This window comes from Bradyrhizobium sp. USDA 3315, from assembly GCF_054056795.1.
In genome coordinates this window covers 2,084,992-2,101,187 of the sequence record NZ_JBSRYP010000001.1, presented here as the reverse complement: position 1 = coordinate 2,101,187, position 16,196 = coordinate 2,084,992, and the positions used below count along the sequence as shown (strand labels likewise).

General features: G+C 65.0%; 12 protein-coding genes, 1 tRNA gene and 1 pseudogene. 3 read left to right on the top strand and 11 right to left on the bottom strand.

Annotated features, from left to right (window positions below):
- Positions 1-112: 112 nt before the first annotated feature.
- The 3 genes and pseudogenes from ACVIYL_RS09700 to ACVIYL_RS09690 form a co-directional block, all read right to left on the bottom strand.
- The gene (locus ACVIYL_RS09700; protein WP_225642287.1) at positions 113-1,522 is read right to left on the bottom strand and encodes an adenylate/guanylate cyclase domain-containing protein; all 1,410 of its coding nucleotides are present in this window, start codon (positions 1,520-1,522) and stop codon (positions 113-115) included.
- 41 nt (positions 1,523-1,563) lie between these two features.
- Positions 1,564-2,949, bottom strand: coding sequence for a cytochrome P450 (locus ACVIYL_RS09695; protein ID WP_456778386.1), 1,386 nt, complete (start codon positions 2,947-2,949; stop codon positions 1,564-1,566).
- Between the two features lie 83 nt (positions 2,950-3,032).
- A pseudogene (locus ACVIYL_RS09690) lies at positions 3,033-4,441 on the bottom strand (hydrolase).
- 160 nt (positions 4,442-4,601) lie between these two features.
- Between ACVIYL_RS09690 and ACVIYL_RS09685 the strand changes: the two are divergent.
- Positions 4,602-6,281, top strand: coding sequence for an MFS transporter (locus tag ACVIYL_RS09685; protein ID WP_092087790.1), 1,680 nt, complete (start codon positions 4,602-4,604; stop codon positions 6,279-6,281).
- Positions 6,282-6,418: 137 nt separating this feature from the next.
- Here ACVIYL_RS09685 and ACVIYL_RS09680 read toward each other — a convergent pair whose 3' ends face one another.
- Entirely contained in the window at positions 6,419-6,634 is a 216-nt protein-coding gene (locus tag ACVIYL_RS09680; protein WP_016842076.1) for a cysteine rich repeat-containing protein, read from the bottom strand.
- A 312-nt stretch (positions 6,635-6,946) separates the two neighbouring features.
- Here ACVIYL_RS09680 and ACVIYL_RS09675 point away from each other — a divergent pair, with 312 nt between their 5' ends.
- Positions 6,947-8,005 carry a polysaccharide deacetylase family protein gene (locus ACVIYL_RS09675; RefSeq protein WP_076834987.1) on the top strand — a complete coding sequence of 353 codons (1,059 nt, stop codon included), beginning with the start codon at positions 6,947-6,949 and terminating at the stop codon, positions 8,003-8,005.
- A gap of 545 nt (positions 8,006-8,550) precedes the next feature.
- Here the strand turns inward: ACVIYL_RS09675 and ACVIYL_RS09670 are convergent.
- From ACVIYL_RS09670 to ACVIYL_RS09655, 4 genes are all read right to left on the bottom strand, one after another.
- Complete coding sequence (locus ACVIYL_RS09670; protein ID WP_092087786.1) at positions 8,551-9,096, bottom strand: carboxymuconolactone decarboxylase family protein; 546 nt, start codon at positions 9,094-9,096, stop codon at positions 8,551-8,553.
- Between the two features lie 21 nt (positions 9,097-9,117).
- Positions 9,118-9,735: a nitroreductase family protein gene (locus ACVIYL_RS09665; RefSeq protein WP_456778385.1), complete on the bottom strand. Its 618-nt coding sequence runs from the start codon at positions 9,733-9,735 to the stop codon at positions 9,118-9,120.
- A 97-nt stretch (positions 9,736-9,832) separates the two neighbouring features.
- Entirely contained in the window at positions 9,833-10,750 is a 918-nt protein-coding gene (locus tag ACVIYL_RS09660) for an NADP-dependent oxidoreductase (RefSeq protein WP_456781803.1), read from the bottom strand.
- Between the two features lie 490 nt (positions 10,751-11,240).
- Complete coding sequence (locus ACVIYL_RS09655) at positions 11,241-12,260, bottom strand: helix-turn-helix transcriptional regulator (protein WP_456778384.1); 1,020 nt, start codon at positions 12,258-12,260, stop codon at positions 11,241-11,243.
- A gap of 306 nt (positions 12,261-12,566) precedes the next feature.
- Here ACVIYL_RS09655 and ACVIYL_RS09650 point away from each other — a divergent pair, with 306 nt between their 5' ends.
- Entirely contained in the window at positions 12,567-13,637 is a 1,071-nt protein-coding gene (locus ACVIYL_RS09650; protein ID WP_456778383.1) for a hypothetical protein, read from the top strand.
- A 50-nt stretch (positions 13,638-13,687) separates the two neighbouring features.
- Here the strand turns inward: ACVIYL_RS09650 and ACVIYL_RS09645 are convergent, their stop codons facing one another.
- From ACVIYL_RS09645 to ACVIYL_RS09635, 3 genes are all read right to left on the bottom strand, one after another.
- Positions 13,688-14,074, bottom strand: coding sequence for a hypothetical protein (locus ACVIYL_RS09645; RefSeq protein ID WP_156436600.1), 387 nt, complete (start codon positions 14,072-14,074; stop codon positions 13,688-13,690).
- 133 nt (positions 14,075-14,207) lie between these two features.
- Positions 14,208-14,283: transfer RNA gene (locus ACVIYL_RS09640), tRNA-Thr, on the bottom strand.
- A 108-nt stretch (positions 14,284-14,391) separates the two neighbouring features.
- Entirely contained in the window at positions 14,392-16,188 is a 1,797-nt protein-coding gene (locus ACVIYL_RS09635; RefSeq protein ID WP_456778382.1) for a heme biosynthesis HemY N-terminal domain-containing protein, read from the bottom strand.
- Positions 16,189-16,196 lie beyond the last annotated feature (8 nt).

The following is a 16,196-nucleotide window of genomic DNA, read 5'->3' as shown; positions in this document are numbered from 1 at the left end:
CCGGATCCCGCTCCGTTGAAATCTATATGGCGTGGAAACAGAACCGGTGCAATCCGCGCAAGTTCCCGCTGCGACATTACGTTTCGGCAAGCATTACGTTTCGGCAATATGACTACGGTATCTCGTACACCACGAGCTTGTCGGCAATGCCACGCAGTGCCGCTTCCTTCTGGATCGGCTTGATCGCGGCGCGATCGAGGATGCCCGCGACCTCAGCCGATTCCATCACCGGCTGGGTCAAATGGATTTCCTGCGACGTCGACAGGCTCTGCACCCTGGCTGCGATATTCACGGTCTGGCCGAAATAATCCTGCCGCTCGTTGAGCGTCACCGCGAGGCACGGCCCCTCATGGATGCCGATCTTGACGATCAGATCTTCCTTGCCGCGCGCGGTGTTGAGCTGCTTCATCGCCGCCCGCATGCGCAGGCCCGCCGACAATGCATGCTCTGGCCGGATGAAGGTCGCCATCACGGCATCGCCGATCGTCTTCACCACGGCGCCGTGCTCGGAAGCGATGATCTCGAGCAGCGCGTGGAAATGCGCGCGCACCAGATCGAATGCGGCGAGATCGCCGACCCGTTCATAGAGCGCAGTCGAGCCTTTGAGGTCGGTGAACAGGAAGGTGAGCGCGGTGATCTTCAGCCGCTGGTCGACCGTGAGGTTGTCGGCCTTGAACACATCGCGGAAGGTCTGGTTCGACAGCATCCGCTTCGCGGTGAGGATCGGCTTGCGCTTGCCGAGCAGCTCATGCAGCGCATCGGCCGCTACCCAAACAGCGGGCAGCACGCGGGTGTCGGTCTGGTTGTCCAGCGACAGCCGGAGCGGCCCCGGCCGCAGCACCGTGGTGCCGGTCGGCGCCTGCAGCTTGTTGAACACGATCGAGAACTGTTGGCGCTCGGTGGTCGGCTCGCCCTGCACGTCGAAGAAATGCGCCGAGTGCGTCACCGGCTCGAACACGATCAGGAACTGCTTCGGCAATTGCAGCGATAGCAGCGCCTTCTCGCCGGCCGGCAACTCCAGCGATTCCAGCGTCACCTCCTTGAGCAGGCGCTCCAGCGAGTCTTCGTTGAGCTCGATGCCCGAGCTCCAGAACATCTGGCGGACATACTCCCAGATCGGCAGCGTATTCGGATCATGCGCGCCGATGCGGCGCACGCGCGGGCTGACGGTGAAGGCGACTTCGACCAGATCGTCGACGGACGCTTCGTATCCGGCCGCGCACAGCGCACAATTGTAGTCGTCATGGCGCAACGACTTCAGCGTCGAATGCGCATCGAGCACGCCGCCGCAGCCCGGGCACAGCACATTCCAGCTCATGTCGAACAGGCCGAGCCGCGACGCATGCAGGAAGCCGGAGATTACCTTCTCCTGGTCGAGCCCGGTGCGGTTCGAGAAATCCAGCAGATTGATGCGATTGAGATCCCGGTCATGACCGTCCGCGATCAGCTGCTGCATGGCATCGACGACGGCCGGATCGGTCGTCTGCCTGAGGACTGCGAAATGGGCCTGCGTATCGCTCATGGTGAGCCCCTAGATGAGCATTGGGACACCGCCGCGCAAGATCAGCGCGGCTTGATCGTAAACACCGGCGAGCGGTTCGGCTGTGTCGTCACCACGCCGATCGGCAGCACCGGATCTTTGTCCGCCAGCGCTACGCGGAATGCGCCGACAATATTCGCAAGCGCGAGCGTCGCCTCGACCAGCGCAAAATGCGCGCCGATGCAGACCCGCGCGCCGACCCCGAACGGCAGATAGGCGAACCGATCGTGCGGCGTTCCCGTCATGAAACGCGACGGCACGAACGCGTTCGGATCGCGCCACAGCTTCTCATGCCGATGCAACAGCCACGGCGCGATCAGGATTACGTCACCCTTCCTGACCGGACGGCCCGCGATGGTATCGGGACCGCCCGCCGCACGCGCGATCAGGAACGCCGGCGGATAAAGCCGCATGGTTTCGTCGATCACCGCGCGGGTGAATTTCAGCCGCTCGATGTCGAGCGCGCCAGACGTCGCCGCGCTCCCGACTTCTGCTGCCAGCTGTTCCTGGGTCAGGGGATCGAGCGCCAGCAGATAGAGCGCCCAGAACAGCGCGGTCGCAGTCGTCTCGTGGCCGGCCAGGATCATGGTGGCGACCTGGTCGCCGAGTTGGGCATCGGTGAAGGCCTCGCCGGTTTCAGGATCGCGCGCGGCGCCCATCAGGTCGAACAGGTCGCGGGCCGGCGCGTTGTCATCCTTGCCGGCCGCACGTCGCTCGGCCATCAGCATGCCGACGAACGCGGTCCAGCGCTTGCGGAAACGGGCGCGGCGGAAATCCTGCGGCGTCGGCCAATTCAACGGCAGCACCAGATCCAGCATGTGCGGCCGCGCCAGCGTGTCGCCATACTCCATCACGAAGTCGCGCAGCGCGGCGCCGTGGCGATCCATGCCGAACGAGAACATGGTGCGGCCGGCGATCTCCAGCGTCATCCGCTGCATCGCCTCGCGCAGATCGACCGGGCCGCCGCTGGCCGACTTCAGCTTGGCGATGGTCTCGTCGACCGCCGCAATCATGTAAGGCACCAGCGTCGTCACCGCGCGCGGCGTGAACGCGGGCGCCAGCGTGCGGCGCTGATGTTTCCACGCCCGCCCTTCGGCGATTAATAGCCCCTCGCCGAGCATCGGACGCAGCACGCGAAGGCCGGCCGGCGTGCGGGTGTAGTTCTCGTAATTGTCGACCAGCACGTGGCGGATCGCATCCGGCGTGTTGAGGATAAAGCTCGAGTGGCCGAGAAAACGGCCCTGGACGATGTCGTCCTCATAGGCGCGCTGGCCCCAGGTCTCGATCGGCGAGTTGCGCATCACCCGCATGCGCTGGAACGCGCCCATGTCGTCCGGCGCGCGCGGCGGGGCCGGCGGGACCAGGGGCCGCCGCGTGACCGTGATATCGTAGACCTCGGCTATGCTCATGGTCCTCGCTTCCTGCCTCACGCGACGGCCGATCCGGCCATGCGATCCCGGCGCCATGAAGGCGCGCGGACCCTGCACCAGACCTAATAAGTCAGCTCGGCGACCGCAATCCGATTTTCCGATGCCGGCCAGGCCCGCATCACAATGCGCTCCCCGTTGAAGATCGCGGCGACCGGACGGCCGACGTCGTCCGCGGCCAGCCGCAGCGTCGTCACCGAATCGGTCGGCACGCCGGGCTTTACATCGGCCGGCTCCTTGCCGTCGAACAGCACGATATCGCGCGGCAGGCCGAAATAGCCGCGCGGCCGCGACATCAGCACGACCGCGCCTGCGCCGGCATCGGCCGGCCCCAGCGGCCGCGCCGCGCGCAGATGCACGATCTCGGACGAGCGCGGAAACTGCGAGCGATAGATGTGCGTCGTCGCCGTACCAGGTGACGTCAGCACGAATTCGAGCGGCCACGACGGGTCGACCTGCGCCGGACCCCAGCGACCGTCGGCGCCGGTCTGCGAGCTGTGCAGCGGGCCGCTGATGCGCTCACCAGTCTCCGCCGCGACATGATAGATGTCGACCGTGGCCCCCGGGCACCGGCCGGTTGGTCGGCACGCCGCCGGGCGTGCCCGTGACGAGACCGCTCAGCCTCACCGCCGTCTCCGGCACGATCTCGATCCGCGACGGCTCGTGCCTTGCGATGAATTTGTAGATCTCGCGAAAGGCCCGCGGATGAAAGGCGGTCTCGCGATGATCGACCGCGCCGAGCACCAGATTGGTCGCGCCTTTGAGCGCCGGCCCTTCCGTCGTGACGTTGGTCGGCGTGCCCGGCTTGCCGACGAAGCGGCCGTCGGCCTGCGCATATTTGTCGAGGCCGTCGCTGCGCAGCGTCAGGAACAGGGTGCCGACAGTGACTTCGCTATCGCCATCGTTCAATCCCCGCAGGAACGGACCACGCCCGTTGAACTCGTTGCCGAGCCCGTCGTCCCACGCATACACACCGTGATTGGGCGTGCCGCACAGCACCGCGTGGCTGATGTCGCCGCCGCCACCATTCTTGATGTAATTGCGGATCGCGTTGCCGCCGCGCGAACTGCCGACCAGTGCGATCCGTGGCGCGCCGGTCTTCTGCTTCAGCTCCCTGATCGCCTCGGCGAGCTCGCGGCGCTGATCCTCGGTCGAGGAGCGGCTGGCCTGTTCGACCTTGTTGTCGGTGCGTGCCAGCGGATCGGTGAAATTGATCACGGCCATGCGCTCGCGCGGCACGCCGTTCGATTCCATCCGCCAGCACGTCGTCATCCAGAGCGGGGCGTGATCGCCATTGCCGTGCACGAACAGGATCGGCGGCGTGTCACCGGCGGGCGCCGGCTGAGCCAAGGCCGACTGAGCGAAGGCCGACTGAGCCAAGACCGGTTGAGCCAAGGCCGGGGCGCCCGAGGCGGTCGGCCAGCAGGGACAGGGCGCCGGCCCCTTGCAATATTCTCCGCCGCGACAGCGCCATTGCCCCCTCCCCAAGCCTTCCTCAGGTCTTTCAGTGCCTTAGCTGTGCCCTGTCCCCGCCAAGGATGCCGTAATCGCTGGACAGAACACGCGTTTCGCGGGCATCAGTTGGTGCAGCCGGAATCGTCCAACAAGCCATAGCAGGCCAACCGGAACTGGATATGACCGAACCGCGCGATCGCTCCGACAGTATCACTGCACCGTTGCGGCATTCAATCTTCAGGCGAATCTGGCTCGCGAGCCTGCTCTCCAATCTAGGCATCCTGATCCAGGGCGTCGGCGCCGCCTGGGCGATGACGCAGATGACCGCGGAGGCCGACAAGGTCGCGCTGGTGCAGACCGCCTTGATGCTGCCGGTAATGCTGATCTCGATGCCGGCCGGGGCCATCGCCGACATGCACGACCGCCGCATCGTCGCGCTGGTGTCGCTGGCGATCGCGCTGACCGGCGCCACCATCCTGACCGTGCTGGCCTGGCTCAATCTGGTAACGCCGAACATCCTGCTCGCGCTGTGCTTCGTGGTCGGCAGCGGCATGGCGCTGTTCGGCCCGGCCTGGCAATCCTCGGTCAGCGAGCAGGTGCCGCCGGAGACGCTGCCCGCCGCGGTCGCGCTGAACGGCATCAGCTACAACATCGCGCGCAGCTTCGGTCCGGCGATCGGCGGCATCGTGGTGGCGTCCGCGGGCGCCGTCGCCGCCTTCGCCGCCAATGCCGTGCTGTATCTGCCGCTGCTCGTCGTGCTGTTCCTGTGGAATCGCGTCAGCGAGCCGTCGCGGCTGCCGCGCGAGCGGCTGAACCGCGCCATCGTCTCCGGGGTGCGCTACATCACCAATTCGCCGTCGATCAAGATCGTGCTGACCCGCACCATGGTGACCGGCATCATCGGCGGCTCGGTCTCGGCGCTGATGCCGCTGGTGGCGCGCGACCTCCTGCATGGCGGCGCGCAGACCTACGGCATCATGCTCGGCGCCTTCGGCATGGGCGCGGTGATCGGCGCGCTCAATATCAGCGAGATCCGCAGCCGGCTGAGCGGCGAAGCCGCCATACGCGTCTGCGCTTTGACGATGGGCGCGGCGATCGCCGCGGTTGCCGTGAGCAAGCAGCCGGTGATCACCGCCGCCGCGCTGGTGGTTGCCGGAGCGGTGTGGATGCTGGCGATTGCGCTGTTCAATATCGGTGTGCAGCTCTCCGCGCCGCGCTGGGTCGCGGGACGTTCGCTGGCGGCCTTCCAGGCCGCGATCGCCGGCGGCATCGCGATCGGCAGCTGGTGCTGGGGCCGCATCACGGATGTCGGCGGCGTCGAGATGGCGCTGTTGATCTCCGCCGGTCTGATGCTGCTGTCGCCGCTGCTCGGCATCTGGCTCAGGATGCCGCCGATCGGCGCCCGCAACGAGGACGCGACGGATGCGCTGGCCGATCCCGAGGTGCGGCTGCAACTGAGCGGGCGCAGCGGGCCGCTGGTGGTCGAGATCGAATACCGGGTGGCGCAGGACAATGCCCGCGCCTTCCACAACGTGATGCAGGACGTGCAGCTCAGCCGCCAGCGCAACGGCGCCTATGGCTGGTCGATCGCCCGCGACATCGCCGATCCCGAATTGTGGACCGAGCGCTATCATTGCCCGACCTGGCTCGATTTCCTGCGCCAGCGCAACCGCGCCACGCAGATCGAGCGCGAACTGCATCAGAAGGCGGCCGACTTCCACATCGGCGCCGAGCCGATCCGCGTGCGCCGGATGTTGGAGCGTCCGTTCGGATCGGTTCGCTGGAAGGACGAGACCCCGGACCGCGCCGCCAAGGAGGTGATCCCGGTGGTCGCGACCGCAGCGGGCAGCAGTACGTAGTCTCTCCATTGTCATTCCGGGGCGCGCGAATAGCACGAACCCGGAATCTGGAGATTATTAGCTCGAGATTCCCCGATGCGCAGTTGCGCATCTGAGGTTCATCGCTCCGCGATGCCCCGGAATGACAGTTGATGGGTCTACTGCCCGTGATCGGCGAGCGTCTGCTGGCAGGCCTTGCTGAGGCGGCTGCGATGCTCCTTCAGGCACGCCAATACGACCTGATCGCCCTCGCTGAGATGGGCGCGGCAGAACCGCGAGGCATCGCGCGAGCAGGCATCCCGCCCCTGCTGCTGCGCCGAGGCGGCCGACGTCAACAAAACCAGCGGAACGACGGCAAACAGAAATCGGGTCATCTCTCAAAGCCTCTCAAGCGTTTTCGCGCGAAGGGGTGCCGGGTCGCGTGAAGAAAACGCGTCAAATAGGAAATCCGGAGCCCCGTTCCGATTTCATCGCAGCGGAAACGGCTCCAGGGAATGCGACGCCGGTTCTATAGCGTTTCCGTGCCGCGAAGAAGCTTGAAACCGACTGTGACGGTCATCACGCATGGTAACGCCCGCTTTTTCTTGTCCTTCCGGCGCCTTGTTGGGATCGCGTTAAGACCTTGTTGGCATTAATCGCTCGTTACGGCTGTGGCGTATCCTTAAGTTCCGAGAGAGTGTGTAGCGATGCGTAGTGCGTTGGGCCTGATGCTGGCCAGTGTTGTAACGGCGATCGTGATCGCCGGCGTGTGGTTCTGGACCTCCTCGCCGCGTGCCGACGCGGCTCCTCCGCAAACCACGGCTGCGGCCAAGGCCGATCCGATGCCTGCGGCGGCAAAGCAGGCCGCCAGGGACGATGTCGAGACGACCGCCGCGCTGTCGAAGCGCGCCGATGCCACCCAGGCCGCGGCACCGGCCGCCACTCCTGCCCCGGCGCCGGCGCCAGCGCCTGTCGCGGCCGCGCCCAAATGCGCCAATCCCGATGCGCTCGGCATCAGCCGCACCGTCGTGGTCGACACCAATGGCGGCCCGGGCTTCGGCTTCCTGCAGTACAAGCAGTATGACTTCCTGACCGACAAGGAGGTCGTGCTGACCTTCGACGACGGTCCGTGGCCGACCACGCCCGCCGTGCTCAAGGCGCTGGCCGATGAATGCACCAAGGCGGTGTTCTTCCCGATCGGCCTGCACACCACCTATCACCCGGACATCCTGCGCCAGGTCGCCGCCGCCGGCCACACCATCGGCGCCCATACCTGGTCTCATGCGCATCTCGCCAGCAAGAAGCTGACCGAGCAGCAGGCCAAGGACGAGATCGAGAAGGGCTTTAGTGCGGTGAAGCTGGCGCTGGGCGCCAACCCGGCACCGTTCTTCCGCTTCCCGGCGCTGGCGCACACCCCGGCGACAACCGCCTACCTAGGCACCCGCAACATCGCGATGTTCTCGGTCGACGTCGACTCCAACGACTTCAAGTCCAAGAGCGCGGACGAGGTGATCAACAACGTGATGACCAAGCTCGACAAGGAGCACAAGGGCATCATCCTGATGCACGATCTGCAGAAGCACACCGCGCAGGCGCTGCCGACGCTGCTCCGCAAGCTCAAGGCCGGCGGCTACAAGGTGGTCTGGATGAAGGCCAAGACCCAGCTCGAGACGCTGCCCGAATACGACGCGATGATGGCGAAGACCGAGAAGCCGATCGCAACGGGCCGGCCGATCGGCAACGTCGTGCAGACGGTCGCCGAGTAACCCAGCAAACGCACTCTCAACGCAAAGCGCCCCTGGACCCGATCCAGGGGCGCTTCGCTTTCTGATCGCAGCCACCCTCTGCTGGTCCGCCACGGCCGGACGACGTTGAACGCCTGTGCGCCTTCGAGAGCGGCACCATCGCGCCCGGCGGCTGCGGCCCCCACCAAAATATCGAAAACAACCCCATGCAAAGGAGCCGGCAGATGCCGTCTCCAGACTGAGCGTTTGAGGGCTGGTGCGCCGCACCACGTGAAGATGAGAACTATCTTTACTCCATAGCCCTCTGGAGCCCTCCTTTTGCAAGACGGCGAAGGCTTGAGCCCTCGACGCAGCATCTACCGGCTTGTTTCCATTCGTGGTTCGGATCGGGAGCACCGGAACGTTGACCGGGTTGCTCGATTGTGCCGGCCAGGCGCATCCTCACCTTCGCCCCGGCGCGGGCGCAGCGGGTGTTCGGATCGGCCGAGATGAATTGTCCGGTCTCACGCTCGCATCACATGAAACCTCCAACCATCTTCGGAAACGCTGATGCGATCGGATAGAGTTCAGATCGAGCCAGCCGGCGCAACGGCGGGAAAATCCTGCTCGGGATCGAACGCGTTATTGAAAAAGTTCGTCAGGGAGTACATGGCCACTAGCGCGACGATCTCCATGACGTTCGCATCCGTGTAGCCAGCGTCCCGGACGGCTTTCATATCGGCGTCACCGACCTTGCCGCGGGTTGTGATGACTTTGCGCGCAAACTGGAGAGCGGCGTCCCGCTTCGGATCACTGGCATGACCCTTCCGAGCGAGAATGATTTCGTTAGCCGGCAGCTTGGCCATATGCTCGGCCGTAAAGCTGTGAACCGTCAGGCAGTAGTTGCACCCATTCACTTCGGAGACAGCGAGGCCGATGCTGTCACGTGTCTTCACGTCAAGCGCCTTGCTCAAAGAGCTGAGCAGTGTAGCCCATGCGTTGAACGCGATCGGGCTCAGCGCGAAGGTCGTCATCATATTCGGAGTGAACCCGATGTTCCTGGTGAATCCATCGAGAGTCGGTTTCGAAGCTGCCGGCACCTGAGCCGGTGTTGGCAATGCAGTTCGAGCCATCAGTAATCTCCGTAGATCGTATTATACCAGGTCCAGCACATCGGCCACCGGACGGCGCGGCTTCTGCGCCCAGTTTCCCGGACGCTCCGGCCCCACGGCCAACAGCAGGACCGGCACTTCGTCCTTCGCCAATCCGAACTCGCGGTGCACCGGTTCGGCGTCGAAACCGATCATCGGCGTCGAACCCAGGCCTAGCGAGCGGGCCGCATAGATGATCGCTGCCGCGCCGAAGGAGGCGGTGCGTAGCGCTTCATCGCGCTGGCGTTGTGGGTACTCCATGTACAGATTGCGCGCCGGGATCTCCCATTCCGGCACCATCTTCGCCGGCATGACACCCGATTCTACCAGCGGCGCCAGGCGCTCTGGTATTACGCTGGAATCGGCCAACTGGCCGCAGACGATGAAGGTAACGGCTGCGTCGGTGATCGCGGGTTGATTCCAAGCCATCGGACTCAGCCGGGCTTTGGCTTCAGGCGTACGCACGGCGATGAAGCGCCAGTTCTGCATGTGGAAGGATGTCGGTGCGGCGGTGCCGAACCGCACGAGCTCTCGGATTTGGTCGTCGCTCAGGGTGGCGGCAGGGTCGTAATACTTGGTGGAGCTGCGGCTCAGGATACATTCGATAACAGCGTTGGTCATGGTTGGTCCTATGAGTGAAGTGATAGGTTGAGGCACGAGCGTGCTTTCGCTCTCGTTGAGAGCCGGCCGGCCGCATTCATCGATAGGCGCGCGCCGCTCACGGACGAGCGCAAATGATCGTCTTCCCGCTGGTCCGCTCGGTCGGGTTGAAGGCAGCAACGGCATCGTCGAGGGCAACCACGCTGCCGATGTTTGTCCGCACTCGTCCGTCACGCGCCGGCCGGACAATCTCACTCAGTTGGGCGCGATCGGGTTCGACGACGAAGTCTATCGTCCGGCCGTCAGCGGGGCGTGCCTCAGTCGGACCGGCGATGGTCACCAGCGTTCCTCCGGCTCGAATCACGCGCGCGGACCGCTTCGCGATGTCGCCGCCAAGGACATCGAACACCAGATCGACTCCGCCGACATCTTCCAGAGTGTCGTTGTCGAGGTCGACGAACTCCTGTGCGCCGAAGTCGAGAGCCGTCTGACGGCCGGCAGCGCGTCCGGTACCGATGACGTAAGCACCAGCCTCACGTGCGAGCTGGGTTGCCATCGAACCGACGACGCCGGCGGCACCGTGCACGAGGACGCTCTGCCCCGCCCGAAGCTGGCCGTGATCGAACAGCCCCTGCCACGCGGTAAGGCCTGGCATCACGAGGGCCGCGCCCACTGTGAAATCGACATCGCCCGGCAGCGGCGCGAGGTTGCGCGCCTCGATGGCCACATACTCCGCCAAGGTGCCGTCGCGATACCAGTCCGCGAGACCGAATACCCGCTGTCCAACCGACAGCCCCGCCGTGCCATAGCCGAGGGCGCTGACCACTCCAGCCAGCTCGTGGCCGGGGATCGACGGTGTTCGGTCACGCTCGCGGCGATCGGTCCAAGTCGGGGGCCACGTCAGCTCATCCCGGGTGAATCCCGCCGCATGAATCTCAACGACGACGTCGTTTATCGCGGCCTGCGGCTCGGGCCGCTCCACCAGCTTCATTCCGGCCGTTCCCGCCGCTTGGTCCGTCACAACGATTGCCTTCATCGTGCACCTGCCTGAGTGTGGCAGCTCATCATCTTCCGAACTCCTTTTCAGACGAGCGAAAACCGGAAGGCGAAACTCGATGGCTCCAATGACCTTGGATATTGAATTGATGCCATCGACGCGGCGCATTTCCTAAAGCCACGTTGCCACTGGTCCCGGCGCGATGAAACCCGCGGCGGACGTTCCTGGACGCGCGGACACGCATTCTGGACTCCAGAGCTGGCCAACGCCGAGGATCAGTGCGCCGAGTGTGCGCGAATCTGGCTAGGGAACGGGAAAGGCCCGGTTGGGGCGCAGCGTCGGGCATGCACGAGCCCACGCGGCTTGCTTTCGGCCTTTGCTGTTTCCAGTTTTTTCTTCGGTCGGGCAGCGAGTTCAGCCAACGCTGATAGCCCGACGAACAGTTTCAATCGATGAGCGGAGTCGCTATTGGCACGCCCATCCAGATCGCACACTTGATGGGAGAGATGCCTCGGAGGCGGTATTTGGCTCAAGTGCCCTTATCACTCCCAGCGTCCTTCACGCGCAGCCGGTACTCGCTAGGATCAACGTTGTAGGCTTTGCGGAATGCTCGCACGAAACTTGACCGGCTTTCGTAGCCGGCGTTGTAGGCCACAACATCGACTGGGGCTGACGTCGTCGTGAGATCGAGCGCCGCCTGCCGCATCCTGAGATCCCGAAGAATGGTCATCGGCGAACGGCCAAAGATCTCCGAGAACTTCGCCATGAATGCCGACCGGCTCAGACCCGCGCTATGCGCGAGGCTTTGAACCGTGTGAGCGGCCCCCGGCCGCGCCACCATATCGGCGAATGCACGCGTGATCTGCCGATCCGCGAGAATCGAAAACCGATCAGTCCAGCTGCGGGAGGACTTCATCGACCGCCTCACCAGGGCGATGATGACCTGCTTTAGCAGGGACGCCGTCATGGCGCCCATACCGATTTCCTGCACGCAAAGCTCCCCGACCGCTTCGCGAAGCTTCAGGTCGATATTGTCCGTCGGCTCGAACTTCTCGACCACGGGCTCGCGCAATTCGCGAAACAACCCGACGGATTGTCCGAAGGATGCGTTGAAGAAGCCGCAGATCTGGATGATCTCGGGCTGCTCGGTCGGTGTTGCGATACGCAACACGCTGTCATGCTGCTTCCAGCAATCGCGGGAGATGAGCTTCTTCGGGCCGCTGGTTCCGTCGACTTCGATTACGAACGGGGTGCTCGGAGGCTTGATGATGAGGAGATGGGGTTCGAGCGACATCCAAGGCCCATCGCCGATCGAAATTCGTCCCCTGCCACTAATGGTGTAATGGACCGCCGGCGCATCGATCGTCCCCATCTCGGCGCGATGGCCTGATGGAATCAGCATCTCAGTGAGCGCGACGACATCGATCTCAAGTGCCCGCATGAGGTTGTTGAGATCGGCTGTGGCGAGCTTCGAGGCAGGGACGGCGATCCGCGAATCTGGCCGCTCGCCCTGTCCGCTTCCGGCCCGCGATTTGGCCGTGTTTTGCATGGCAACCTGCTTACAAGATCAACCCGTGAATCCGCTAGGCGAATCTGTCTTCACCCTTGGACTGGATTTTGTGGCACGCCAAAAGGAACCTTGGCATGGTTCAGTCCGATGGTTGGAACTTGGTCCTATCGGTGGGACCGTATCGCTGTAGGTTCTGGCCTTGAGACATGGTCTCGGCGCAACGCCGTCGCCCGTGCACGCCAGCGTCCAGCACAAGCTTGCGTGCCGCAGCTCCGATGATGCCTTGGGAATAGACTCGTCGGTTTGGCCTTCTCCTTCACGACGCCCGAACTCCGGAGAAACCCAGTGAGTGCACTCGAACAAGGTCGCGTGCGGCCCGCCGACAATGGCTTGGCGAATACGACCGCCGACAGGCTTCGCTGGCTGATTCCGGCGGCCGGAGCGATGGCTTATCCGTTCCTGCTCGATGCATTTCATCTCGCGGTACCTCCCGCTGCCGGTCCGGTGTCGTTCGGGCGACTGGTCCTGGCAGCGCTTTGCCTGTTGGCCGCGACCGCCGCGCCCTTGCTGGGTCTTGCCTGCGCGTACCGGATGACCAAGGCCGCACCGTCATCGTTCGCGCTGCGCGCCCGGCGCCTCGCCTACCTCGGCATCGCCGCGCCGCCCTTGTTCATGCTGACCGGCGTCGGTCTCGGCCTGCTGCACATCCCTGTCAGCGACGAGCTTGTCTGGGTCGCGGGCTGGCTCGTCGCGTGTCTCTATGTGCTGTTCGGCAGCGAGCAGGCGCAACGTGCGGCACCATCAGCCGCGATTGCGCCCTCGATCGCCAAACGGCGCGTGACACATGGCGTCGCCGCAGCGATCATCCTTTTCTACGTCGCATTCCATCTCACCAATCATCTGCTGGGTTGGCTCGGACCTGATGTTCATGCCGCCGTGATGAAGGCGGGGCGCACCGTCTATCGGTCGTCCGTGGTGGAGCCCATCCTCGTCGTATTGATGCTGTTCCAGGTCGCCGTCGGGATGCGGCTCGCCTGGCGCTGGAGCTCGGCGCCCGCGGATGCATACCGCGTGTTTCAGATCGGCTCCGGCGTCTACCTCGCGGCGTTCATCGTCACCCATCTGAATTCCGCATTGGTCTCGGCGCGCGCCGTGCACCACATCGATACCAATTGGGCCTGGGCGTCGGGTGCACCAACCGGCCTGATCCACGATGCCTGGAGCATTCGCCTGGTGCCGCACTACGCACTCGGCGTGTTCTTCGTACTCGCCCATCTCGCATCGGGATTGCGCGGCGTCCTGATCGCGCAAGGCGTCGCCACAACGCTCGCCAACCGGATCTGGGCGAGCGGGCTGGTGGCCGGCGCCCTGGTCGCGATCGCGATCATGAGCGGATTGTGTGGGGTGCGGATCTAGGCTTCAGCGGGCGGCCCGAGCGAGCCCGGTTGAGAAGAACATCGATGCCGTCAAGCTGAGGTTGACTTGCTGCGGTCACGCCAAAGCGCAAAGATCGCTGTTGCGAGCTTGTTCGGCCGATCAGGCCTCGCATAGCTGACCACCGGCTTGCTGGAATGATTTTCCATCAGCTCCCCTAGTATCTCGTAGTCAAGTTCGAGACCGAACTTTTCGTACGGTATGGATTCGGACTCAGCTCCCCCCGCAACATAAACGATATCGACTCGCGCCATGTCTTTCGCGATCGCCGCGGCTTCCTGCAAGGTGTCGCAGCCGTACGATTTGTATTCCCAGGAAGGATCGCTGAAGTGAAGTATCTTGCGGGTGCTTTCATCGAGCTTGCCGCGCTCTTCTTCAGAGAGCCCTATGATGATCACGTGGGCGATTTTCGGAAGCATCTGCCCAACCCCTTGAAATAGCGCCTCTAGAACTTGGTCTACCGGCGCGAGCGAGGGGTTCGACGCTCTGAGCAAGTCGTATCCGGGCGCATTGATGCGCGCTGGGAGCAAGCTTCACTTCTGGCTTGGGAAATGGTGCCGCAAGAGGGACTCGAACCCCCGACCCCGTCATTACGAATGACGTGCTCTACCAACTGAGCTATTGCGGCGAACCGTTCGGCAACGGCCGGATCACGCGGCCACCTGATATCGGGCATGACCCCGATTGGCAAGGACAACGCGGTTATCGAACCATACAGCCGTTACCTAACCCCGAATTAGCTTCCCAAACGTGACAGAAACCCACGCCAGCCGCCCACCTGGGCCTTGGGCGGGCCGATTTGTTCCGCAAATTCGTCCACCGGGCCGTCCTCGTCGACCCCGGGGTCGTCGGGGGCCCGGATGATCGGGATCACGGCCGGAATCGGCGCAGGCGCTGCCTTGGGCAGGTCGGTGCGGGACCGGAACGGGGGGGCCGGCGCCGGGGGCGCCGATTCGGCGACCGGAGGGGGAGCTGGTTCCGGCGCGGCGGGTTCGGCCGGGGCCGGGGCGGGCTCGGCCTCGATGGCCGCCGGGAGCGGGGCGTTGTCCTGCATCGTCGGCGCGGCCGGCTCCAAGGGCTTGACCTCGACTGGCTTGACCTCGACTGGTTTCACCTCGGCCGGCTTGACCTCGACCGGCTCAACCGGCCTGGCCACTTCAGGCTCGCTGGCGACTTCCTTTGGCGGCTCGACCCGGCGCGGCGCCAGCATCGCCTCCTCGAAGGGCGAAGGCTCGATCGCATGGCCCTTGTCGGACGGCAGCGCCGCCACCGGGGTCTGCCACTGGAAGGCATCGAGCCGGCCGCTGACCGGCGAGACCGGACGCCAGCGGTCCGAGACATAGCCGTCGGCGGTCCAGACCGGATCGTGCAGTGCGCGCACGGCGCGCAGGGTCCAGGCGCGCGCCCGGCCGCTGTCGCCATGCTCGGTGCGCTCGATCTCGGCCATCAACAGCGCGACGCGTTGCGTCGGCGCCGCGACAAACGGCTCCAGCGCCGCGCGCGCCTTGGCGAACTCGGCGGCGTCGATCGCGGCGCGCGCGATCGCCAGCGCGCCCTCGATATGGCCCGGCGTTTTCGCCGCCAGCGTCTCGACCCGCACCAGGCGCTGGCGAGCGGAATCGCCGAGCCGCACATGCGAATAGGCGTCGGCGAGATCGGGATGCGGCTGCGCCAGCCACGCGGTCTCGACGATGCGCATCGCGCGACGCACCTGATGCGCCTCGCTCTCGAACTTCGCTGCGAGCACGGCGGCCGGGATCAGCGTCGGCGCCAGCTTGACCGCCTCCATCGCGCTCGCGCGCGACAGGTCGCGATCGACGGTCTCGAACTCCAGCGCCCGCGCCGTCAGCAGCACGCCGCGCTGCCGCCGATAGGTCGCCTTGTCGATCAATCCGGCACTCTGGTTGTTGTCGATGATCGACAGCGCGCCGGCCCAATCGCCCTTGGCGCAGCAGAAGCCGAGCACCGCATGCGAGGCCCATGACGACGACGGCGACATCTTCAGCGCTTCCTCGGCGATCATCACGGCCGCAACCGGATCGTCGGCGCGCTGCGCCTCGATGAACAGACCGCGCAATCCAAGCAGCCGCGTGTCCTCGCGCTCGGCCATGGCGCGGAAGGCGCGCTGCGCGCCGTCGCGATCGCCGTCGAGCTGCGCCGATTGCGCGTGCAGCAGCAGCGCCAGCGGATCGTTTGCGGCGTGGCGCCGCGCCACTTCGGCATGCGCGCGCGCCGCCGAAGAATCGCCATGCCCGATCGCAAGCAGGCCTTGCGTGATGGCGTGGCGGCCGCGGGCGTGACGCCGCTCGCGCCGGCCGCGACGGATGTGCCCGGGAATCTTCCAGAGTCCGCGCAGGATCACGCCGGCGATCATCGCGACGACGACGACGAGGCCGAGCAGATACATCGGCTGCTTGGACGTGAAGCGCAAGCCGCCCCAATTCAGCACGAGATCGCCGGGCTGATCGGCCATCCAGGCCGCACCCGCTGCAGCGAGCGCGATCAGCAGCAGGAACAGAATGATCCGGATCATCAAAGACC

Excerpts from the sequence above, each read along its gene's own strand:
- ACVIYL_RS09700 (WP_225642287.1), bottom strand. The coding sequence starts at position 1,522 with ATGAGCGATACGCAGGCCCATTTCGCAGTCCTCAGGCAGACGACCGAT.
- ACVIYL_RS09695 (WP_456778386.1), bottom strand. The coding sequence starts at position 2,949 with ATGAGCATAGCCGAGGTCTACGATATCACGGTCACGCGGCGGCCCCTG.
- ACVIYL_RS09685 (WP_092087790.1), top strand. The coding sequence starts at position 4,602 with ATGACCGAACCGCGCGATCGCTCCGACAGTATCACTGCACCGTTGCGG.
- ACVIYL_RS09680 (WP_016842076.1), bottom strand. The coding sequence starts at position 6,634 with ATGACCCGATTTCTGTTTGCCGTCGTTCCGCTGGTTTTGTTGACGTCG.
- ACVIYL_RS09675 (WP_076834987.1), top strand. The coding sequence starts at position 6,947 with ATGCGTAGTGCGTTGGGCCTGATGCTGGCCAGTGTTGTAACGGCGATC.
- ACVIYL_RS09670 (WP_092087786.1), bottom strand. The coding sequence starts at position 9,096 with ATGGCTCGAACTGCATTGCCAACACCGGCTCAGGTGCCGGCAGCTTCG.
- ACVIYL_RS09665 (WP_456778385.1), bottom strand. The coding sequence starts at position 9,735 with ATGACCAACGCTGTTATCGAATGTATCCTGAGCCGCAGCTCCACCAAG.
- ACVIYL_RS09660 (WP_456781803.1), bottom strand. The coding sequence starts at position 10,750 with ATGAAGGCAATCGTTGTGACGGACCAAGCGGCGGGAACGGCCGGAATG.
- ACVIYL_RS09655 (WP_456778384.1), bottom strand. The coding sequence starts at position 12,260 with ATGCAAAACACGGCCAAATCGCGGGCCGGAAGCGGACAGGGCGAGCGG.
- ACVIYL_RS09645 (WP_156436600.1), bottom strand. The coding sequence starts at position 14,074 with ATGCTTCCGAAAATCGCCCACGTGATCATCATAGGGCTCTCTGAAGAA.
- ACVIYL_RS09635 (WP_456778382.1), bottom strand. The coding sequence starts at position 16,188 with ATGATCCGGATCATTCTGTTCCTGCTGCTGATCGCGCTCGCTGCAGCG.